The organism is Bacillus sp. FSL K6-0073, from assembly GCF_038006085.1.
Classification (GTDB): Bacteria; Bacillota; Bacilli; order Bacillales; family Bacillaceae_G; genus Bacillus_A; species Bacillus_A cereus.
The window spans coordinates 4,810,540-4,831,422 of sequence record NZ_JBBOUN010000001.1 but is presented as its reverse complement, the minus strand read 5'-3'; the positions used below and the strand labels follow the sequence as shown (position 1 = coordinate 4,831,422).

Below are 20,883 nucleotides of genomic sequence, written 5' to 3'. Positions count from 1 at the left end.
TACGTTAAGGAGGAACTAGAAATGAAAAAGTGGGTATTTATTTCTTTTTTTATAGCATGCACAGTATGTGTAGGCTTTTATATATCACCGTTATTTCAGAAGGAAATCGATGTTAAAATTGTCGGAAAAGATGAGCTAGTAAAGGCGACAAATACCGAGAGGAAAGAGATTACGAAGGAACAAATTTATAAGGGTGATTTATTATTAGTTAATAGGGATTATCCAGTAAAAAAAGATAGTATTAGGTCTGATATTATAAATGTAAATCATAATAGTGAATTAGTGAGAGGCTACGTAATATTTGATAGAAATCTTCGTTTATCAAAGTATGTTGTAAAAAAGTTTTTGAACGTTGTCGATGCGGCTGGAAAAGATGGCGTACAGCATTTCTTAATGAGTAGTGGGTATCGAGATTTTAAAGAACAAAGTAAATTATATAAAGAAATGGGATCTGATTACGCGCTTCCAGCAGGATATAGTGAACATAATTTAGGATTATCACTAGACGTTGGATCAACGCAAAAGAAGATGGAGAAAGCGCCTGAAGGAAAATGGATCGAAGAGAACGTATGGAAGCATGGCTTTGTATTACGTTATCCGAAAAATAAAAGTAACATTACTGGAATTCAATATGAGCCATGGCATATCCGTTATGTTGGCCTACCTCATAGCGCAATTATGCAAAAAAAAAATTTCACACTAGAGGAATATTTAGAGTTTTTAAAAGAGGAAAAAGAGATTTCAACTGAAGTAGAAGGTAAGAAATATACTGTTTCTTATTATAAAGTTTCTGAGAATATGAAAGTGAACGTTCCAGCAAACAAGCAGTATGAAATTTCCGGGAACAATATGGATGGGGTTATTGTGACGGTTCAGGAATAAAGAAAAAGGCTGTGCCATTTGGGACAGCTTTTTTTATATAAGAAAGGAATTGACGTTTCTTGTCGGTAAATCGATATTCCTTGTCGAATCGTTGATATATTATAAGTTATGATAGATATAATTGAAAAATCGTTGATATATTGTAAGTTATGATAGATATATTCAAAAAATCGTTGATATAATTTCCTATACTATTACCATTTTGGAGGAGCATCTTTTTATTCACTTTCAAACATTATAACGTTATATTTACTTCTCCCTTTTTTTGTGTTACGCTAAACGTGTGAAAGACATATAAAATGAAACTTTAATGTAAGCGTATTCTTATGGCTTCTTATAGAAAAGGGTGGAAGTACAATGACAGAACGATTCGTACTACGTAATGTAAAACGTGTGAACGGGGAAGAGATTGACATTGTAATTGAAAATAATAAAATCGCACAGGTGACGAAAGCTGGTGCTGGCGAAGGTGGAAAGGTTCTTGATTACTCAGGTACTTACGTATCGAGCGGCTGGATTGATTTACATGTTCATGCTTTTCCGGAGTTTGATCCGTATGGCGATGAGGTGGATGAAATTGGCGTTAAGCAAGGGGTAACGACAATTGTTGATGCGGGCAGCTGCGGAGCTGATCGTATTGCAGATTTAATAAAAAGTAGGGAGCAGGCAAAAACGAATTTATTTGCCTTTTTAAATATTTCTCGCATCGGTTTGAAACGAATTGATGAATTATCCAATATGGAATGGATCGATAAAGAGAAAGTAATAGAAGCAGTAGAAAAGTATAAAGATGTAATCGTTGGGTTAAAGGCGAGAATGAGTAAAAGTGTCGTTTGTGACAGTGGAATTGAACCGCTTCATGTTGCACGCTCGTTATCTCGTGAAACATCATTGCCGATTATGGTACATATCGGTTCAGCACCTCCTCGCATAGAGGAAGTTGTACCTCTTTTAGAAAAAGATGATGTCATTACACATTACTTAAACGGGAAAGAAAATAATTTATTTGATGAAAAAGGAAAACCGCTACCTGTATTACTAGATGCAGTGAAGCGCGGTGTTCATTTAGATGTTGGTCACGGTAATGCTAGTTTTTCTTTTAAAGTAGCAGAAGCGGCGAAGCGTCACGATATCACCTTTAATACGATTAGTACAGATATTTACCGGAAGAATCGTATACACGGTCCCGTGTATAGTATGGCTCACGTTCTTTCGAAATTCCTTTACTTAGGTTATCCGCTAGAAGAAGTAATTGATGCGGTTACGAAACATGCGGCAGAGTGGCTGAAAAAACCAGAGCTTGGTCGTATTCAAGAAGGCGATATTGCAAACTTAACTTTATTTACGGTGAAAGATGAGAAGGTTACGTTAATTGATTCAGAAGGGGATCAGCGCATTGCTGAAAGAAGAATTGATACGAAAGGGGTTGTCATCAATGGGTCATTCATTGAATGCTAAGTACGGATTAAAAAGAGTAATTAATGCGAGCGGTAGAATGAGTATTTTAGGTGTATCCGCTCCGACAGATACAGTGATGGATGCGATGAAACATGGTGGACAAAATTATGTGGAAATTGCTGATTTAGTAGATAAAGCGGGAGACCATATTGCGAGAATTCTAGATTCAGAGGCAGCGGTCGTTGTGAATTCAGCATCGAGCGGAATTGCACTTTCTATCGCTGGTATCGTGACAGAAGGAAATCGCCGTAAAAGTGAAAGACTTCATCAAGAGGTCATCGCGAAAAACGAAGTGATTATGTTAAAAGGGCATAACGTTCAATACGGTGCTCCAGTCGAAACGATGATTTATTTAGGCGGCGGTAAACTTGTAGAAGTTGGCTACGCAAATGAAGGGAAAGCAGAGCATATTGAAGATGCAATTGGTGAGAATACAGCAGCGATTCTTTATGTGAAATCCCATCACGCCGTGCAAAAAAATATGATTTCTGTTGAAGAAGCATGGGAAGTTGCGCAGCGAAATAACGTACCACTTATCGTTGATGCGGCAGCTGAAGAAGATATTCAAAAATATGTGAAGTATGCAGACCTTGCCATTTATAGTGGTTCAAAGGCAATTGAAGGACCTACTTCTGGTATTGTTGGCGGGAAACGAAAATATATTGAGTGGCTGAAAGTGCAATTACATTGCATCGGAAGAAGTATGAAAGTTGGGAAAGAAACAACTTTCGGCTTACTTCAAGCGCTTGATGAGTACGGCGTAAAAGAAGATAAAAGTGAGCAAGAAAAAGAATTGCTACAAGTACTTATGCCGCTAAAAGAATTAAAAGGTGTAAATGTAACGATCGTTCAAGATGAAGCTGGAAGAGCAATCTTTAGAGCACGTATTCATATTAGCGAAAAAGAGTTAAATAAATCGGCAAAAGACGTTGTGACAGCATTACGCGAAGGGGAAATCGCAATCTATACACGTGATTACGGAGTAAGACAAGGATTCTTTGATATTGATCCACGTCCACTTCAAGGTGATGACATACATGTAATTGAAGAAAAATTGAGAGAAATTGTAGGGGGAAACTAAAATGACAAATATTCAAAAACGTTTTTATAAAGGCCGCGTAGCATTAAATGTATTAGCGAACAATACCCGAAATGCGAAAGATATTTTTGAAGCAGCAGAAGGTTATGTAGTAGTGGGAGTGTTATCAAAAGACTACCCAACAGTAGAAGAAGCTGTTACAGCGATGAAAGCATACGGAAAAGAAATTGATGACGCTGTATCAATCGGACTAGGCGCAGGAGATAATCGCCAAGCGGCAGTTGTCGCTGAAATTGCGAAGCATTATCCTGGTAGTCATATTAACCAAGTGTTCCCTTCAGTTGGAGCGACACGTGCAAATCTTGGCGAAAAAGATAGCTGGATTAATAGTTTAGTATCGCCAACAGGAAAAGTAGGTTACGTAAATATTTCTACTGGCCCAATTAGCGCAGCTGGAGAAGAAAAAGCAATCGTTCCAATTAAAACAGCGATCGCACTTGTACGTGATATGGGCGGAAATTCATTGAAGTACTTCCCGATGAAAGGGCTAGCTCATGAAGAAGAATATCGTGCAGTTGCGAAAGCTTGTGCGGAAGAAGGATTCGCATTAGAGCCAACAGGCGGAATCGATAAAGAAAACTTCGAAACAATTGTACGTATTGCGCTTGAGGCAAATGTAGAGCAAGTTATCCCGCACGTGTACTCTTCTATTATTGATAAAGAAACTGGCAATACGAAAGTAGAAGATGTTCGTGAATTATTAGCAGTCGTGAAAAAGTTAGTTGATCAATATGCGTAAGAAAATTGCAGCATTTGGTGAAGTAATGATGCGCCTGCAAGTACCAGGATATGAATTGTTGTCGCAAGCTAACACATTAAATTACTCATTTTCTGGTACGGGTGTGAACGTTGCAGCAGCACTTTCTCATCTCGGTCATGAAGGCTTTCTTATTTCAACTTTACCGGAAAATTCTGTTGGGGATGCTGCAGTATCACATATTCAAAAGTTAGGCATTCAGGCACCGTTTATTTCAAGAAGCGGTAAATATGTCGGCATGTACTTTTTAGAAAATGGATTTGGCGCACGGGCAAGTCGCGTTACATATTCGAATCGATTAGAAAGTAGTTTCAATACGGCATGTGAAGACATGTATCAATTTGAAGAAATCGCAAAGGAAATTGATATCGTTCATTTTTGCGGAATTACACTTGCGATGAATGATACGGTGCGCCATCATATGAAATCTTTAGCGAAAGCAGTGAAAGAAAGCGGAGGCACTGTCGTCTTTGATTGCAACTATCGTCCATCTCTTTGGGGAGAAGATGGGTATGAGCAGGCGAAACCACATTATGAAGAAATGCTGGCTCTTGCTGATATCGTTATGATGAATGAAAAAGATGCAATGTTCGTTCTTGGAATGAAAACAGAGGAGACGGAGCGAGAAGCACAACTTATTGATCTTATTCCAAAGGTGGCTGAAACATATCATATCGCTACAATCGCTGGTACACATCGCTCTATTAATAGTGATAATACACACTCGCTTCGCGGATTTATATGTAAAGATGGTGCGTTCACTTTTGCAAAAACACTTACGTTTTCTGTATATGATAGAATAGGTGCTGGAGATGCTTATACGAGCGGGATTATTCATGGCGAGATAAAAGAGTTTGCACCAGAGAAAGCTGTTTCATTTGCGTCAGCAGCTGGAATGCTTGCACATACAATCGTCGGTGATACGCCAATGTCATCAGAGAAGGATATACTTCGGGCAATGACGGCATCAGTAGGTGATGTAGAAAGGTAGTGGGTGTAACGGTGAACGTAACGAGGAAAAAAGGACCATTATATTTACAAATAAAAAATATTATTCGTGATCGAATATTGCATGGTGTATATGCGATTCATACGAATATTCCTTCCGAACCGCAGTTAGAAGAAGAGTTCAAAGTGAGCAAAATTACAGTGCGTAATGCAATTAAAGAACTCGCTCAAGAAGGATATTTAGAAAAGAAAAGCGGTAAAGGAACGAAAGTTATCCGTAATACTTCTGCGACAAAGTTGTCAAAAGGTAAGAAATTTACAGAAGTGTTAGTGGAAGAAGGATATAAAGTACAAAAGAAATTGCTAAAAGCAGAAATCGTTCATAATGAAGAAGGAACGGTGCCATTTCGATTATTCGGCAAGGAGAGTTTTCGTATTGAACGTTTATATACGTTAAATGATGCACCTTACATTCATTATACGCACTATTTCTCAGCAGGAATGGCAAGTACAGATTTATCGGACTTTGACTTGCAATCGCTTTATGATTTAGTTGAAGACCGAGGCATTCACTTAGAAAACTTCAGAGATGAATTCGCTGTTGGACTCGCGCCTAGTTTCGTTTCAGAAGCGCTAGGTGAAAAAGAGGGGACAGCGTTATTAAAACGTATGCGCTATTCTTATGATGAAGTTGGCGAAGTAATTGAATATAGCGAAGGCTACTACAATACAGAAATGCAGCATTATGTAGTGAATTATGACGTATAAAAGAGGGGATGTTCCCTCTTTTTTTATAAAGTAAAACTTTAATTAGTGGAGGAGGGCATCACCCACTAATTATTAGCCCACACCAATCGGGATAAAAGTAAGGAGAATGAGAGATGGATATATACTTATTAATCGTCACATTACTTGCAATTGCGATTGTTATTTTAGGGGTATCATGGTGGAAATGGCATGCATTTATTAGTTTAACAGTGGCGAGTTTATTTTTAGCTATTATGTCTGGACTGAATTTGACGAAAATAGTGACTGCCTATGAAACTGGTGTTGGTAGTGTACTAGGGCATCTAGTTGGTATTTTAGCCCTCGGAACAATTTTAGGAAAAATGATGTCCGATTCAGGGGCGGGCATGCAAGTGGCAGACTTCTTTATTCGATTTTTCGGTGTGAAGAAACTACCTTGGGCTATGTTATTTGCAGGTTTTGTTATAGGGATTCCAGTGTTTTTTGAAGTGGGGATCGTCATATTATTACCACTTGTTATTTCGATTCGAAAAACGACGAAGCAAAATATATTATTAATTGCGTTACCTGTTATTGCTGGATTATCTATTGTGCACGGGCTTGTGCCACCACATCCAGGGGCGATGACAGCAATCGGTATTTATAACGCGAACTTAGGAAAGGTACTTTTATATTCATTACTTATCGCGTTACCAGCAGCCATTATCGCAGGACCGATATTTGCAAAGTGGGTACATAAAAGGGTTATACCCGAAAATGAACCAGAGCTTGTTCGAGTTACGACTGTATCAACAGATTTACCAAGTCGTAAAGTTTCATTTTTCATTATTTTATTACCAGTTGTATTGATGATTTTATCAGTAGTGGCACCATATATTTCATTACCGAAAAAGATAACTGAATTTTTAGTATTTATAGGAAGCCCAGTAATTGCTTTACTTATTTCATGTTTCGCAGCATTTTATTTACTTGGAATAAGACAAGGGATTAATAAAAAGATGATTAAAAAGTTAACGGATGAAAGTTTATTACCAGTCGGTTCCATTATTTTAATTATCGGTGCAGGCGGTGGGTTTAAACAAATATTAATTGAAAGCGGCGTTGGAACAGCGATTGCGCAAATGGCAGAACATATATCGTTATCACCGATCGTGTTAGCTTTCATGGTAGCTGGATTAATTCGAATCGCAACAGGTTCAGCAACAGTAGCATTAACGACGGCAGCAGGAATTGTTTCACCAGTTATTCAGCACATGTCAGGTGTAAATTTAGAATTGCTCGTTATAGCAACAGGTGCGGGATCATTAATGTTTTCTCACGTAAATGATGCAGGATTCTGGCTTGTAAAAGAGTATTTAGGATTAACGGTGAAGGAAACGTTTAAAACGTGGACGGTACTTGAGACATTGTTATCATTTATTGCATTTGGTTTTGCACTTTTATTAAATATGTTTATTTAGAAGATACCTTAATTGGTATCTTTTTTTGATGAAGCCCATTTCCGAAAACAAGCCCGTTTTTAAGAAAGCCAAGCTTCCTATTCGCCCTGAAAACATACTATAAATGGAATCCCCTCATTTAGAGCAAGGTGAACTTGTTATGAATGATACTAAAGGAGGAATAGAGTAATGAGCGAAAAGTGTGAACACAGACATGATGATTGTAACCGCAGACATGGGTGCGGAGGCGGTTTTGCGCTTCTAATCGTATTGTTTATTTTATTAATTATCATCGGTGCTAGCTGCTTCGGCGGAGGCGGCGGTTGTGGTTATGGTGGTTACGGCGGTTATGCTGGTGGCTACGGCGGATATTGCTGCTAATTATTAAAAACTATTGAAAATGGCCTTGTGCAATATGCACAAGGCCATTTTATTCATATTTTTATATGCTGTGATAATTTATTAATGTACAGAGAGCGGATTAAGAAGAAGAAAATAATCTCGATAATCCCGAAAAAGGTGAGTACGATACATGTCTCTTTTAGTAATGAGAAAGAAAACATGCTTTGTAAAAACTTAACCGCAAATAACGTGTGAACACCAGCAACGATGTAAGGAACGAAAAATAAAATTCCTAATTGAATGGTAGCAGAGCGAAACATTTCTGATTCAGTTAAGCCAAGCTTTGTAATCGTAATATACTTTTGTCTTTCAGTTGTTAAGTCATTATACATACGGAAGTATAGAACACTAGCCGCACCGATAAAGAAAATAAAGCCGAGAAATGCCCAAATAAAGAATTGAGCAACTGCATTTCCTTTACCGTAAATAAGTTCATCCGTAGCCGTATGTATGAAGAAAGGAACTTGAGCTTTCTCTTCAGTATGCTTTTCGTAGAACTCACGTGCATCACCACTAATAACACGTAACATATTTTTTGTTGGAACGATTGCATTTTCCCAGTTTTCTACGAAGTAGTTATAGATTACAGTTGTTTCAATATGAGGAATCATATTATCAAATACATAATCTTGTACGACAGCTAAATGAGGGAATGCAAATGATGGTTCGATTCCTTTATTAATAAACCCTTTAATATGAAATTCTTTTTTATTAGATCCAAGTGTAATCGTATTTTGCTTTGCAAATGGATTAGATACGAGATCGAGAAGTTCTGGTGAGTGGCGAGAAATAATATACACTTCTGTAGAATCAATTGTTATTTCCGATCTTTTCAATTGTTTAGCAATTGCGTTATAATCACTCATCTTCATAAGCATAATATCTTCTTTGGAAGCTGTATCTTTTAATACTGTAAACTTATATTTTTTGTAAAGAAAATTATTAGTTGTAAGCTCCGTTTCAATTGTAGAAATATGCTTTTGTTCAAGGGAATTGTCACCTTCTGATGTATACGTGAAGGGAACGGGATATCGCTCTAGTACTGATGCCTTCGTATTGTTATTAGCGGCGAATAATCCAATAATAATCGTAAATGCAAGTGCAGATAGCATAGAAACAATAAAGAGTACATTAATATTACTGCGTGTACGAGAAACTAAATCTGAAATCCATAACATATTTATTTGTTTCAAATAAAACTTTCTGCGCTTCTTTAAAATATAGATGAAAAGAAGGAATGTTTGTGAAAAGAATAAATATGTCCCGACTATTACGAGCGGTAAAATAGATAACATAATAAAAAAGACAGATCCATTTTGCACATTTTTTTCCGTTACGTAGCCTTGCGGATAACCAGCGATATAATAGCATAGCCCTAAACAAATTAAAGCGAATAAAGAGATGAGTATAGATGGTCTTTTTTCAGCTGGCATTTTCTTGTTCCCTTTAATGAGGTGGGCTGTTTTTCGAGTACGAATAAACATTGGTGTAAACGTAGAAACGATTAAAAATAAAATGATAAACGTTACGGTTGTAACGATAATCGCTTCTGTTGGCCAATATAAATAGAGACCTTTCGCACTTGTTAATTTCGAAGTGACTAATAAGAAAAAGTTAGAAAATACAAGTCCACCTTGAATGCCGATAAAGATAGACAATATCCCGATTATCATATTTTCAGTAAATAACAGTCTCTTTAATTGTCTCTGTGAGATACCGAGAATGGTGAGTATCCCGAATTGCTGCTTCCGTACATTTAAAAATGTTCCAATTGAATATAAGAGAAAGAAGAACGAGAACATAACGATCACAAGCTGTGCTGTACTAGCTAAGTTCATTAGAGGATCACGTTCTTGGAAACTTTGTACACTTTGTAACCGCGGGTGATACGCGTATACAGTAAATGAAAAGAAAACCATGATAGAAAACGCACTACTTACAAAGTAGGCGAAATATGCTTTCGAATTACGTGAGACATTTTTAAATGCGAATTGCCAAAATGTCATCCACGTCTTCCTCCTAATAATGCTAAAACATCTAATATTTCTTGATAAAATTTCTCGCGATATAATCCGCGGTGCAGTTCATTGTAAAGTTCGCCATCTTTAATAAAAATAACACGGTTACAATAACTTGCTGCAAACGGATCGTGCGTAACCATTAAAATCGTTGCATCTTCTTCTTTATTTAATTTCGTAAATAACTCCATTACGTCAATTGCCGCTTTTGAATCTAAGTTTCCTGTCGGTTCGTCGGCTAGTAGAAGTGAAGGATGATGAATAACAGCACGTGCTACTGCGGTACGCTGTGCTTGTCCTCCAGAAACTTCAAAAATACGTTTGTCCAAAATATGATCAATTCCAAGCTTTTTTGAAATGTTATCAAGCTTTTCATCCATTTCTTTTAATGGAACATTATCTAATGTTAAAGGTAGTACGATATTTTCACCGATTGTTAGTGTATCTAGTAAGTTAAAGTTTTGGAAAACAAATCCTAACTCTTGTCTTCGGAAAATAGCTAACTTCTCTCTACGAAATGTGTGCGGTTTTTTTCCGTTAATCACGACATCACCAGAAGTCGGAGAATCGATTGTAGAGATAACGTTTAAAAATGTAGATTTTCCGCTACCAGATGGTCCCATAATGGCAACGAATTCCCCTTTATCCACGTGTAAATTTATATTTTTTAAAGCAGTATGAGGGACTTTTCCCTCATATACTTTTGAGACGTTTTTTATGTGTAATACTTCTTCCATAGTAATCACCTTTCTACTTTTTAAAACTTAATGTGTTGTGATAATTTTTGCATATAAAAGGAACGAATTAAAAGGAAAAATAAAATTTCAACTGTTCCAAAAATCAACAGTACGACTGTAATTTCAGCGAAGAACGAGAGATGTAATATTTCTTGTAGCATCTTTGTCGCAAACATCGTATGGATTGATGCCATAATGTAAGGTACGAAGAAAAGAATCGCAAGCTGAATTGTCGCTGAACGTTTCATTTCAGTCTCAGTTAAGCCGATTTTCGTAATCGTTATATATTTTTCTTGCTCATTTGTTAAATCTGTATACATCCGGAAGTAAAGAACACTGCCAGCACCGATAAAGAAAATAACTCCTAGGAAAGTACCAATTAAGAAGAACGAAGCGACATTTAGTTTTGTCTTATATAGAGAATCGCTCGCTTCACTTGCATGGAAAGGTGGATGCTCTGCTTGAATTGCTGCATTATCGTTATGGATTTTTGTTATAAACGATGAACCGATATTATGTGCTTTTTCCCAATCTGTAACTTTGAAGTTATATACACTCATTTGTTTGGAAACGGTGGATAAGGCTTCTACATTTTCATCAGATAGTATGAGTAATTGGTATATTAAGCTGTTTGGGAATGGGCTATAACTTTTATATTCTTTCACTTGTAGTTGTAAATTGTTTTGAGTAAGTGTAAGAGTATTTTTCTGTTCTTTATTATGGAGCGTTCCAATAACTTGATCATCTAAGTCTTTCATAAGAATATAAGATTCATTCTTATTGACCGTGAGCGTTTCCCAATTTAAAGCCTTAGCAAGTACATTATAGTCACTTTGTTTAATGGCATAATAGAGCTGCGTGCTATCTTCAGCCGAAGATACTTCATATATATCCGTTTTAAATTTTGTATAAGTAAAGTGCTCTTCATTAAATTTCTGCTCTAACCAGTTTAAATGTTCATCAGCTAACGTATTTTCAGTATGCGATAAATAAGTAAACGGGAAAGGATTTTGTCTAATCGCATCAAACTTTGTAAATTTCCCGAATCCATATAAGAATGTAATCATTGTAAAAGCGAGCGTCGATAGCATCGCCACAATAAAGAGCATATTAATATTCGTCCGAATACGTGATGCTAGATCAGAAATCCAAAGCATATTAATTCGTTTCATATAAAACGTTCTTCGTGTTTTTAAAATACGAATAAGTAAAAAACTAATTTGTGAAAAGAAAAAGTATGTTCCAGCTGCAATAAGCGATGGGATGACAAATATACTAGAGACGGCATATAAAAGTCCAATTATGTCACCTAGCGACATAAAATACAGCGGATTTGCGGCTAACGCATATCCACATATTAAACAGATCGCACCAAATAGAGAGATGAGCACGGATGCTTTTCTTTCTTTTTGTTGTTTTCCTTCTTTTAAAAGACGTACGGCTTTTCTCGTGCGAATGAGCATCGGTGTAAAAGATGATACGAGAATGAAGAGCCCGAGAAAGATGATGATAGTTAAAACGATAGCACTTGTAGGCGGATATAAATATAAACCAGGTACGTGTGTAATTTTAGCGGTAACTAACAAAAAGAACTGTGAAAAGACAAGTCCAAGTTGAATGCCAAAAAATATAGAAAGAGCACCAATTAACATATTTTCTATAAATATGAGTCGCTTTAATTGTTTTTGAGATATGCCAAGTACTGTTAAAATCCCGAACTGTTTTTTTCGTACTTTTAAAAACGTCCCGATTGAATACAGTAAAAAGAAAAATGAAAAGAATACAATGACAACTTCTGAAATTGTCATTAATATGTTCAGAGAAAAATTCACGTCTGTCATATGCAATTTAGGATGAAATAAATAAACTGCAAATGAGAAAAAGATTGCGATGGAGAACGCACTGCTTACAAAATAGGCGAAATAAGCTCTGGCGTTTCTTGTGACGTTTTTAAATGCAAACTGCCAAAATGTCATTCACCTAAACCTCCTAATAGTGTGAAGATGAAAAGATTATGAGAGATACTCTTTTCATCAAGTTTGTTTTAAATATTTTGTCCACTCGTGTAATGTGATAGTTTTTGCATATAAAGTGAACGAATGAATAAGAAAAATACGATTTCAACGAATCCAAAAATAATAAGAACGGCTGAAACTTCTTTGAACAAAGACAGACCAATTACATCTTGTAGCATTTTTGTTGCGAACATTGTATGAATGGATGCCATAATGTACGGAACGAAAAATAAAATACTAAGTTGAATGGTTGCAGATCGTTTCATCTCTGTATCTGTTACACCGATTTTAGAAATCGTTATATATTTCTCTTGTTCGTTCGTCAAATCTGTATACATTCTAAAGTAAAGAACGCTACCAGCTCCAATGAAGAAAATAACTCCTAAAAATGTCCCGATTAGGAAGTACGCGGCACTGCCTGATGTTATTTTGTATAACGATCCCGCTGATTCAAAGGAGCGAATAAGTGGTCCTTCATACTGGTATTTATTTCGATCTTTTTGCACCTTTTCTATAAAATTATCAGCAATTTCATATGTCTGTTCCCAGTTTTGAATTTTGTAATTGTATGCTGATATATGCTTTACGGTGCTAGGTAAGTTATTTACGATAACATCAGGCAAAACTATCGTTTGATATGAAAAGCCAGATGGAATTGCATTTACATGCTCATAGCCTTTAACTCTTAATTTCGTATTTGTACTAGAGAGTGTAATGTAATCTCTATTGTAGCTTTGCTCAAATTCGTTGAATATGGTGATATAAGATGTCCCTGTTAACACATATGCTTCGTTATCATCCATAAATAGTTGTTTCATTCGTAAAGAATTCGCAAGTTTGTTATAGTCACTTTGCTTAATTGCGTATACGTCATTATAAATAGCTATATCTTTATCTTCTTTTAGTGGTGTTTCATATATATCAGCTTTTATTTTTTGATAAGGGAAATGCTCTTTTTGTAATTGTTGCTCAAGCCAATTTAAATGCTCTGTAACAAAAGGGTTCGCATCATAAGAGAAATAAGAAATTGGGAAAGGGGAAGTTCTATTCACCTCTAGCTTAATAAATTTCCCGAATCCATATAGGAACGTGATCATTGTGAAAGCAATTGTAGAGAGCATCGCTACAATAAAAAGCATATTAATATTCGTCCGAATACGGTTTGCTAAATCTGAAATCCAAAGCATATTAATCCGTTTCATATAAAATCTTCTTCTTTTCTTTAAAATATAAATCAGTAAGAAACTAATTTGAGAAAAGAAAAAATATGTTCCTATTGTAACTAGCATTGGGATAACGAAAATACTCGAAACCATATATATAACACCGATTTGCGGGCTTACTGATACGAAATATTTAGGATTTCCAGCTAACGTATAACCACCAAATAAACAAATCGCACCAAATAATGAAACAAGTATGGATGGTTTTCTTTCTTTTTGTTTTCCACCATTTGTTTTTAAAAGGTGTACCGCTTTTTTTGTACGAATAAGCATTGGTGTGAATGCAGATACAATGATAAAAAGACTAAGGAAAACAATGGTTGTTAAAATAAACGCGTTAGTAGGACCGTATAAATATATTCCTGGAACATGCGTAAGTTTGGCTGTTACTAATAAGAAAAATTGAGAAAAAACAACTCCAAACTGCATGCCGAAAAAGATAGATAAAATCCCGATTAACATATTCTCCATAAAAACAAGACGATGTAATTGTTTTCTCGATATTCCTAAAATGGTCAAAACACCAAATTGTTTTTTTCTAACTTTTAAAAAAGTACCAATGGAATATAGTAAAAAGAAGAAAGAGAAAAATACAATTACTACTTCTGAAAATATCATTAATCCTGAAATTTCAGAGGTCATGTCAAAGTTTTGTAATTTCGGATGGAATAAGTAAACAGCAAACGAAAAGAACACAGCAATGGAAAAGGAACTACTTACAAAGTAAGCAAAATAAGCTCTCGAGTTGCGCGTGACGTTTTTAAATGCAAATTGCCAAAATGTCATAGATTATACCTCCGGCTAGAAGATATAGAAGTAGTTGTATTGCAAAAAATGTATGAGAGTGAGTTCTCATACATTTTGCTTGCATATGTTACGATCATGCTTCGGTCACCTTCTCCGTATGTTCTGCTTGATTATTTGCAGCGTTGTGGAAGATGATTTTAATCGTCGTTCCTTTACCAACTTCAGAATCTAGTTTGACAGAGTGACCTAAATAATCACAAATTTTACTTACAATATAAAGTCCCATACCAGTAGATTCTCCGAATGCGCGACCGTTTTTCCCAGTGTAAAATGGTTCAAATACTCTTCGAATATCTTCTTGTGGAATACCAACACCTTCATCACGAACTTCTAAAATAATATCTTTTCCGTTTCGGTAAGCAGATAAGAAAACTTTCTTTCCGCGCTCACCAGAGTAACGAACAGCATTTGTCATTAACTGATAGATGATAAATTTTAGCCATTTCGCATCAGAAGCAACTTTTAAATCAGAATGGACTTCTAAAACAGGGAAGACACCATTACGAATGAATAGTTCTTTTAATCCGTTAATATTTTTTGTTACCGTATCTTTTAATGAAATCGTCTCAACATGGAAATCTTCATGGAAGTTATTTAGCCTTGCCATATATAAAGCCATATCGAGTCCTTGATTTAGTCGCTCTAATTCTTTTTTGAATTTCGGAATCAAATGCTCATCTTCCATTTCGAGCACCATAAGCTGCATAACGGAAACAGGTGTCTTCATTTGATGCACCCAGTGGTTAATGAATAATTGATGTTCTTGTTGTTTTACTTCATACGATTGTAGTTCTTTTTGGAAGAGACGGTATTGCGTGCGCACGAGTTCATTTACACCGTGAGGCATCGGAGCAGTTGCTCTTTCAATAAACGCATCTTCCATTTTCTCTGGTTGCTCGCTTAATCTATGGTACATTCTACGATTGCGAACGTAACGGTAAGCGAGGAAACAAATAAATAAATATAAACTTAAAACGACGAAATAAAATTTATTGTTTTGAAATCCATCTACTGCATCATAAAGAACGAAAATGATACCGAAGTTTAAAACGTACAGTAGGAAAAATGCAAAATGATCACGTAAAAATAGCTTCATGCTTATTCACTCCAAGTTGCGTTAAAGCGATATCCAAGTCCACGTACTGTTTCAATAGAGTTCTCAATACCAAGCTCATTAAACTTTTTACGAAGACGCGTAATGTTTACGTTTAATGTATTTTCTTCAACGAAGCTTTCGTCATCCCAAAGCGCAGCTAATAAATCTTCACGGCTTGCTGTACGAGGGAATTTAGATAATAACATTTCAGCTAAAATAGCTTCTTTTTTCGTTAAAAGAACTTGTTCAGATCCGAAGTGAATTTCAGGACGTTCTGGGAATAGTTTTAAACCTTCTACTTCAACGATACGTTCAGAAATATTTGGTGCATAATCACCGTAAATACGGCGTAATTGTCCTTTAATTTTTGCCATTACAACGTCGTAGTGGAATGGTTTTGTAATGTAATCATCCGCACCGCTTTCAATTGCCATAATTTGTTCCATCTCACCAGCACGCGCTGAAATGAAAATAATTGGACAAGTAGATTCATGACGAATTTGACGGCACCAATAGAAACCATCGAATTTCGGTAAGTTTACATCAAGTAAAACAAGATGTGGTTTCACAGCGTTAAACGATTCCATAATATCATCGAAATTCTCTGCAACAACAGCTTCATAACCGTACTTCTGAATGTGAGATTGCAGTAATGATGAAATATTTGGATCGTCTTCAACGATTAAAATTTTATACATATGTATATTCCTCCTCAGAAAAACAATTGTAGCTATAGTGTATCATGTGTTTCAAGTCTTTTCATTATGTTGAAAGATAAGCTAGTAAACAGTATAGGTTAAAAGTGAGAAAAGTAAAAAGGGCACTGGATACAATTGACAAATAACAGTAATCGGTTTAACATTTAGATAAATATCTAAATGTCTAATTATCGAAAGGAAGAAAGACATTGAATCAAGCATTCAAAGCATTAGCAGATCCAACAAGGCGAAAAATTTTAGACTTATTAAAAGAAGGTGATTTAACCGCTGGTGAAATCGCTGAACATTTCAATATGACAAAACCAAGTATTTCACACCACTTAAGCGCACTTAAAAATGCTGAACTTATTCAAGATGAAAAGAAAGGGCAATTTGTTGTGTACTCTTTAAACACAACTGTCTTTCAAGATTTATTAACTTGGGTGTTTACATTTACGAATAAGGGGGAAGAGGGGAAATGAAAAAACATCTTTTTGCAATCTTATTAATTGTTATAACTTGTTTAGCTTGGGCGTTTGCTTGGCCACATTTGCCGGATACAATTGCAACGCATTGGAGCGGCGGTAAGGTAGATGGATATTCTTCTAAATTTTACGGAATGATTTCTATGGTCGGAATTATGATTGCATTATATATATTTCTAAATGTGATACCAAAGATTGATCCAAGAAAAGCAAATTACGAGAAATTTTCTAAAGCCTTTATGATGATGAATAATGGTGTACTATTGCTACTATTTGTAGGAAATATAGATATTATTACAAGTGGATTAGGATATAACTTATTCATTAATCGGGTGCCTGAATTATTAGTTGGTGTTTTATTTTTAGTAATGGGTAATTATTTACCACAGTGTAAGCCAAACTTTTTTGTTGGGATGCGTAATCCATGGACGTTAAGTAATGAAGAAGTATGGCGGAAAACACATCGGTTTAGCGGAAAAGTATTTGTGGCGTTAGGAATTATTATGATTATAAGTGTTTTCGCTCCGGCTGATTGGAGAACTTATATGATGCTTGGGATTATAGTAGTTGCTGTCATTATAACGAATTTATATTCTTACGTTTTGTATAAAAAAGAAATACAAATGTGAGCTATATTAGTCAAATTTTATATTTATAGTTTCTATGTGTTAAGAGATTTTAATACTCAGTGGGAATAATGAAAAGCTCACTGAGTAAATTTTTCGTTTTAAGGTCTGAAAATTCAATCGAAAAGGTGATTTGGGGGGATTTACATGTTAGAAATTATAAATTTTAGCAAGACATATAAAGACGGTAAGAAAGCAGTTGATCATTTGAATATTACTGTTAAAGCAGGGGATATCTTTGGATTTATTGGACATAACGGTGCGGGGAAAAGTACAACAATTAAGTCGTTAGTAGGAGTTATAGATTTTGAAGAGGGTGAAATTTTTGTTGATGGACATTCAGTAAAAAAGGATCCGATTGCATGTAAGAGAGTAATGGCGTATATTCCTGATAATCCAGATTTATATGAGCAATTAACAGGAATTCAATATTTGAACTTTGTTGCGGATGTGTTTAAAGTGCCTGCGAGGGATCGGGAAGAACAGATACAGAAGTATGGGGATGCTTTTGAGATTACACCGTACTTAGGGGACTTAATATCTTCTTATTCACACGGTATGAAACAAAAAGTAGCGATTATATCGGCGGTTTTACATAAACCGAAATTATTAGTTTTAGATGAACCTTTCGTTGGTCTTGATCCAAAGGCAGCCGTAGTATTGAAAGGTATTATGAAAGAGCTTTGTGAAAAAGGAAGTGCGATTTTCTTTTCTACACACGTTTTAGATGTAGCTGAGAAGTTATGTAATAAAGTAGCAATGATTAATAGAGGGAAATTAGCACTTTCAGGAGAAGTAAATTCTTTAATAAAGGAAGGCTCATTGGAAGAGCTCTTTATGAAGGAGCTTGCTAATGAATACTAATAGTTTAGGTCTTTTGAAAATTCGGTTGATAACGCAGCTCGGTTTAAACACCTTTAAATACGAAAAAGATAAGAGAAAGAAGCAGAATAAGATTTTGCTGACAGTATCTATTGCTCTAGTTGGTGTCATGTTAATGTTATATTGCGGAGCTTCGGCATATGGATTGATAAAAATAGGAATTAGTGAAATTATTCCCGTCTATGCACTAGTTATTAGCAGTGTATTAACGTTGTTTTTCACTATATTTAAGGCAAATGGAGAAATTTTTGCTTTTAAGGATTACGACTTTTTAATGTCATTGCCGATTCGCGTAAGTACTGTTATTGCAAGTAGGTTTTTGTATTTATACTTGCTGAATACAATCTTTTCAATCATAATCATGCTACCAATGGGAGTTGTGTATTGCATACATGAAAATCCATCAGTTTCTTTTTACTTTATGTGGTTCATCAGTATGTTTATAGCATCTTTAATCCCAACAACAATCGCAGCAATCTTTGGAGCTTCGATTACGGCAATCGCTTCTAAATTTAAAAATACGAATAAAATAACTACGATTTTAAGTTTTATAGTAATTATTACATTCGGTTCCTTTATGCTAAAAAACGGAAATGCTCAATATAGCCTTAATGATATGAACGGAATTGGTGCAATTGTTTCGGAGCAATTAACTAAAGTGTATCCATTAGCTAACATGTTTCAAAAAGCAATTGTTAATGCTGATATGGTAGCTTTCATCTTATTCGTGGGGATATCAGTGATTTGGTATTATCTTTTTGTAAAAATACTTTCGTTAAAATATAAGCAAATAAACACAGGGATCACCACTTATCATATGCTTTCAAATTATGAGATTAATAGCATGAAAAAAGAGAGTGTATTGGTCGCATTGTATAAAAAAGAGCTGAAACGTTTCTTCTCTTCTACAGTGTATGTCATAAATAGTGGAATGGGAGTCGTGATGGCGCTAGCTTTCTCGCTAGCTATAGTTGTAGTAGGACCAAGCCAATTAATAGCGTATCCTGGAATTGAGCCCCTGTTGCAAAAGATTGCTCCATTTGCTATTGCAGCAGCGATTTCGATGACATGTACAACATGTGTGTCATTGTCTTTAGAAGGAAAAAATGTATGGATTATTAAATCATTGCCTATAGCGCCAAAGATGATTTATGATAGTAAAATTCTTATGAATCTTTCATTGAGTATACCTGCATCACTTATTAGTGCTGTATTACTGATAATCGGGTTAAAGCTAGATGTTTGGAGCTCTCTTTTCATCGTAATAACACCGATAACATATTCATTATTTTCAGCAGTATGGGGGATTTTCATTAATAATCGATTTGGTTATTATGATTGGGTATCAGAAACTCAAGTAGTAAAACAAAGTATAGGATCGTTTGTTGGTATGTTTGGTGGCTTAATTGTGGCGGTTATACCTGCCTTGTTAATTGGTACTGCTACTATCTCGAACTACAGAGTATTTACTTTTGCAGTTATTATAGTGCTTACGATTATTACTATTTTCTTGTATAAGAACGAGTCGAGAAGAAGTATAAAATAAAGGAGCTGCTTTTCCTTTAAAAAGGAAGAGTAGCTTCTTTATTTTGAAAAGGTTAGACTCTTATATTACTTTTTTAAAACAGGTACCCATATTTCGCTTCTGAAATTCGGAGAGGATACGTCTTTGCTTTCATTCCACAATATCTCCGGTCCTTCCGCTAGTTCATAGTTCGAAGAAGGGAACCATTCAGAATAAATACGTCCCCATACATTTTGTAGTGCATCAGGAAATGGACCGACAGCTTCGAATATAGCCCATGTTGAAGCAGCAACTTCAAGCTGTTTAAACTCCTCTGGACAATCCTTTGTTGTGGCTACTCCAATATAGTGATCGAGTTCGCCTTTTTCCTCCATTCTTCCTTCAGAAAAATTAGTAGAAGCACTAATAATTCCAGTAGGTTCAATGTTTGAAAGGGACTTTAATGTTTGAATAGACTCTGGGTTTAAACTTTTCCACATAGAAGCAATTTCTTCATTTACACCGTTAAAAACAATTGGTACTCGTTTTGTAATACCTATAATTCGAAATGGCTCTTTTTCTTCAATTCGATAGTTCATTTCATTTCCTCCTTGAATGGATAACTGGAAGGTCATTGGTGAATAAGCTTTCAAAGAACGGCTACTATTTCGGGCTTCAGAAGGTGTTATACCGTGCAAGTTTTGAAATGCACGAGCGAATGAATCTGGTGAGTTGTAGCCATATTTTATAGCGACATCAATGACTTTTGCATTGCTATTTTTTAGTTCAAAGGCAGCAAGAGTAAGACGTCTACAGCGAATATAATCAGATAGTGATATACCTGCTAAAAACGAAAACATTCTTTTAAAGTGATACTCAGAACAGAGAGCTAGCCTCGCAACTTCTTTAAAATCAATTTCATTCGTAAGGTTATCTTCAATATAGCGCATTGCAGTATTCATATTTTTAAGTGAATCCATATTATGACCTCCTCTGTACATAGAATAGCAGGAACGAAATAGCTCCATCCGACATTTCGTGCACAACTTTGTAGGGGACA

Annotated in this window: 19 protein-coding genes; 12 read left to right on the top strand and 7 right to left on the bottom strand. The window is 35.5% G+C overall.

Annotation, left to right across the window (positions count from 1 at the left end; translation table 11 throughout):
- Window positions 1–21: 21 nt before the first annotated feature.
- From MHB52_RS25050 to MHB52_RS25015, 8 genes are all read left to right on the top strand, one after another.
- Window positions 22–882 carry a D-Ala-D-Ala carboxypeptidase VanY gene (locus tag MHB52_RS25050; protein WP_016118793.1) on the top strand — a complete coding sequence of 287 codons (861 nt, stop codon included), beginning with the start codon at window positions 22–24 and terminating at the stop codon, window positions 880–882.
- 357 nt (window positions 883–1,239) lie between these two features.
- Complete coding sequence (locus tag MHB52_RS25045) at window positions 1,240–2,340, top strand: amidohydrolase/deacetylase family metallohydrolase (protein ID WP_061664537.1); 1,101 nt, start codon at window positions 1,240–1,242, stop codon at window positions 2,338–2,340.
- Entirely contained in the window at window positions 2,318–3,421 is a 1,104-nt protein-coding gene (locus MHB52_RS25040; protein WP_061664539.1) for a DgaE family pyridoxal phosphate-dependent ammonia lyase, read from the top strand. The genes MHB52_RS25045 and MHB52_RS25040 overlap by 23 nt, the downstream gene beginning before the upstream one ends.
- Before the next feature lies 1 nt (window position 3,422).
- Window positions 3,423–4,178: a 2-dehydro-3-deoxy-phosphogluconate aldolase gene (gene dagF, locus MHB52_RS25035; protein WP_000181937.1), complete on the top strand. Its 756-nt coding sequence runs from the start codon at window positions 3,423–3,425 to the stop codon at window positions 4,176–4,178.
- Window positions 4,171–5,187 (top strand): sugar kinase, encoded by a 1,017-nt coding sequence (locus MHB52_RS25030; protein ID WP_061664541.1) that lies wholly within the window; start codon window positions 4,171–4,173, stop codon window positions 5,185–5,187. The genes dagF and MHB52_RS25030 overlap by 8 nt, the downstream gene beginning before the upstream one ends.
- Window positions 5,187–5,912, top strand: a complete 726-nt coding sequence (locus MHB52_RS25025) for a GntR family transcriptional regulator (protein ID WP_000539263.1) — start codon at window positions 5,187–5,189, stop codon at window positions 5,910–5,912. Before MHB52_RS25030 ends, MHB52_RS25025 begins: the two co-directional genes overlap by 1 nt.
- Before the next feature lie 113 nt (window positions 5,913–6,025).
- Window positions 6,026–7,351: a gluconate permease GntP gene (gene gntP, locus MHB52_RS25020; protein ID WP_061664543.1), complete on the top strand. Its 1,326-nt coding sequence runs from the start codon at window positions 6,026–6,028 to the stop codon at window positions 7,349–7,351.
- 168 nt (window positions 7,352–7,519) lie between these two features.
- The gene (locus tag MHB52_RS25015; RefSeq protein ID WP_001290392.1) at window positions 7,520–7,711 is read left to right on the top strand and encodes a YjcZ family sporulation protein; all 192 of its coding nucleotides are present in this window, start codon (window positions 7,520–7,522) and stop codon (window positions 7,709–7,711) included.
- A gap of 53 nt (window positions 7,712–7,764) precedes the next feature.
- Here MHB52_RS25015 and MHB52_RS25010 read toward each other — a convergent pair whose 3' ends face one another.
- The 6 genes from MHB52_RS25010 to MHB52_RS24985 form a co-directional block, all read right to left on the bottom strand.
- Window positions 7,765–9,738, bottom strand: a complete 1,974-nt coding sequence (locus tag MHB52_RS25010) for an FtsX-like permease family protein (RefSeq protein ID WP_061664545.1) — start codon at window positions 9,736–9,738, stop codon at window positions 7,765–7,767.
- Entirely contained in the window at window positions 9,735–10,487 is a 753-nt protein-coding gene (locus tag MHB52_RS25005) for an ABC transporter ATP-binding protein (protein WP_000393250.1), read from the bottom strand. Before MHB52_RS25005 ends, MHB52_RS25010 begins: the two co-directional genes overlap by 4 nt.
- A 20-nt stretch (window positions 10,488–10,507) precedes the next feature.
- Window positions 10,508–12,463 carry an ABC transporter permease gene (locus tag MHB52_RS25000; protein WP_000144972.1) on the bottom strand — a complete coding sequence of 652 codons (1,956 nt, stop codon included), beginning with the start codon at window positions 12,461–12,463 and terminating at the stop codon, window positions 10,508–10,510.
- A 68-nt stretch (window positions 12,464–12,531) separates the two neighbouring features.
- Window positions 12,532–14,511 carry an ABC transporter permease gene (locus tag MHB52_RS24995; RefSeq protein ID WP_061664547.1) on the bottom strand — a complete coding sequence of 660 codons (1,980 nt, stop codon included), beginning with the start codon at window positions 14,509–14,511 and terminating at the stop codon, window positions 12,532–12,534.
- A gap of 94 nt (window positions 14,512–14,605) precedes the next feature.
- Complete coding sequence (locus MHB52_RS24990; RefSeq protein WP_000765341.1) at window positions 14,606–15,628, bottom strand: sensor histidine kinase; 1,023 nt, start codon at window positions 15,626–15,628, stop codon at window positions 14,606–14,608.
- Window positions 15,629–15,630: 2 nt separating this feature from the next.
- Window positions 15,631–16,326 (bottom strand): response regulator transcription factor, encoded by a 696-nt coding sequence (locus MHB52_RS24985; RefSeq protein WP_000276738.1) that lies wholly within the window; start codon window positions 16,324–16,326, stop codon window positions 15,631–15,633.
- A 209-nt stretch (window positions 16,327–16,535) separates the two neighbouring features.
- Here MHB52_RS24985 and MHB52_RS24980 point away from each other — a divergent pair, with 209 nt between their 5' ends.
- From MHB52_RS24980 to MHB52_RS24965, 4 genes are all read left to right on the top strand, one after another.
- Entirely contained in the window at window positions 16,536–16,808 is a 273-nt protein-coding gene (locus MHB52_RS24980; protein WP_001070531.1) for an autorepressor SdpR family transcription factor, read from the top strand.
- On the top strand, window positions 16,805–17,440 hold the full coding sequence (locus MHB52_RS24975; protein WP_000716347.1) for an SdpI family protein: 636 nt from the start codon (window positions 16,805–16,807) through the stop codon (window positions 17,438–17,440). Before MHB52_RS24980 ends, MHB52_RS24975 begins: the two co-directional genes overlap by 4 nt.
- A gap of 144 nt (window positions 17,441–17,584) precedes the next feature.
- A complete protein-coding gene (locus MHB52_RS24970) occupies window positions 17,585–18,301 on the top strand; it encodes an ABC transporter ATP-binding protein (RefSeq protein ID WP_000889756.1) in 717 nt (238 codons plus the stop codon).
- On the top strand, window positions 18,291–19,865 hold the full coding sequence (locus MHB52_RS24965) for a hypothetical protein (protein WP_001095689.1): 1,575 nt from the start codon (window positions 18,291–18,293) through the stop codon (window positions 19,863–19,865). The genes MHB52_RS24970 and MHB52_RS24965 overlap by 11 nt, the downstream gene beginning before the upstream one ends.
- A 65-nt stretch (window positions 19,866–19,930) precedes the next feature.
- Here the strand turns inward: MHB52_RS24965 and MHB52_RS24960 are convergent, their stop codons facing one another.
- Window positions 19,931–20,803, bottom strand: a complete 873-nt coding sequence (locus MHB52_RS24960; RefSeq protein WP_025966501.1) for an AraC family transcriptional regulator — start codon at window positions 20,801–20,803, stop codon at window positions 19,931–19,933.
- Window positions 20,804–20,883: the final 80 nt, after the last annotated feature.

Excerpts from the sequence above, each read along its gene's own strand:
- MHB52_RS24970 (WP_000889756.1), top strand. The coding sequence starts at position 17,585 with ATGTTAGAAATTATAAATTTTAGCAAGACATATAAAGACGGTAAGAAA.
- MHB52_RS25030 (WP_061664541.1), top strand. The coding sequence starts at position 4,171 with ATGCGTAAGAAAATTGCAGCATTTGGTGAAGTAATGATGCGCCTGCAA.
- MHB52_RS25045 (WP_061664537.1), top strand. The coding sequence starts at position 1,240 with ATGACAGAACGATTCGTACTACGTAATGTAAAACGTGTGAACGGGGAA.
- MHB52_RS24975 (WP_000716347.1), top strand. The coding sequence starts at position 16,805 with ATGAAAAAACATCTTTTTGCAATCTTATTAATTGTTATAACTTGTTTA.
- MHB52_RS25010 (WP_061664545.1), bottom strand. The coding sequence starts at position 9,738 with ATGACATTTTGGCAATTCGCATTTAAAAATGTCTCACGTAATTCGAAA.
- MHB52_RS25040 (WP_061664539.1), top strand. The coding sequence starts at position 2,318 with ATGGGTCATTCATTGAATGCTAAGTACGGATTAAAAAGAGTAATTAAT.
- MHB52_RS25000 (WP_000144972.1), bottom strand. The coding sequence starts at position 12,463 with ATGACATTTTGGCAGTTTGCATTTAAAAACGTCACAAGAAACGCCAGA.
- MHB52_RS24985 (WP_000276738.1), bottom strand. The coding sequence starts at position 16,326 with ATGTATAAAATTTTAATCGTTGAAGACGATCCAAATATTTCATCATTA.
- MHB52_RS24990 (WP_000765341.1), bottom strand. The coding sequence starts at position 15,628 with ATGAAGCTATTTTTACGTGATCATTTTGCATTTTTCCTACTGTACGTT.
- gntP (WP_061664543.1), top strand. The coding sequence starts at position 6,026 with ATGGATATATACTTATTAATCGTCACATTACTTGCAATTGCGATTGTT.
- dagF (WP_000181937.1), top strand. The coding sequence starts at position 3,423 with ATGACAAATATTCAAAAACGTTTTTATAAAGGCCGCGTAGCATTAAAT.
- MHB52_RS24960 (WP_025966501.1), bottom strand. The coding sequence starts at position 20,803 with ATGGATTCACTTAAAAATATGAATACTGCAATGCGCTATATTGAAGAT.
- MHB52_RS25005 (WP_000393250.1), bottom strand. The coding sequence starts at position 10,487 with ATGGAAGAAGTATTACACATAAAAAACGTCTCAAAAGTATATGAGGGA.
- MHB52_RS24965 (WP_001095689.1), top strand. The coding sequence starts at position 18,291 with ATGAATACTAATAGTTTAGGTCTTTTGAAAATTCGGTTGATAACGCAG.
- MHB52_RS25015 (WP_001290392.1), top strand. The coding sequence starts at position 7,520 with ATGAGCGAAAAGTGTGAACACAGACATGATGATTGTAACCGCAGACAT.
- MHB52_RS25050 (WP_016118793.1), top strand. The coding sequence starts at position 22 with ATGAAAAAGTGGGTATTTATTTCTTTTTTTATAGCATGCACAGTATGT.
- MHB52_RS24995 (WP_061664547.1), bottom strand. The coding sequence starts at position 14,511 with ATGACATTTTGGCAATTTGCATTTAAAAACGTCACGCGCAACTCGAGA.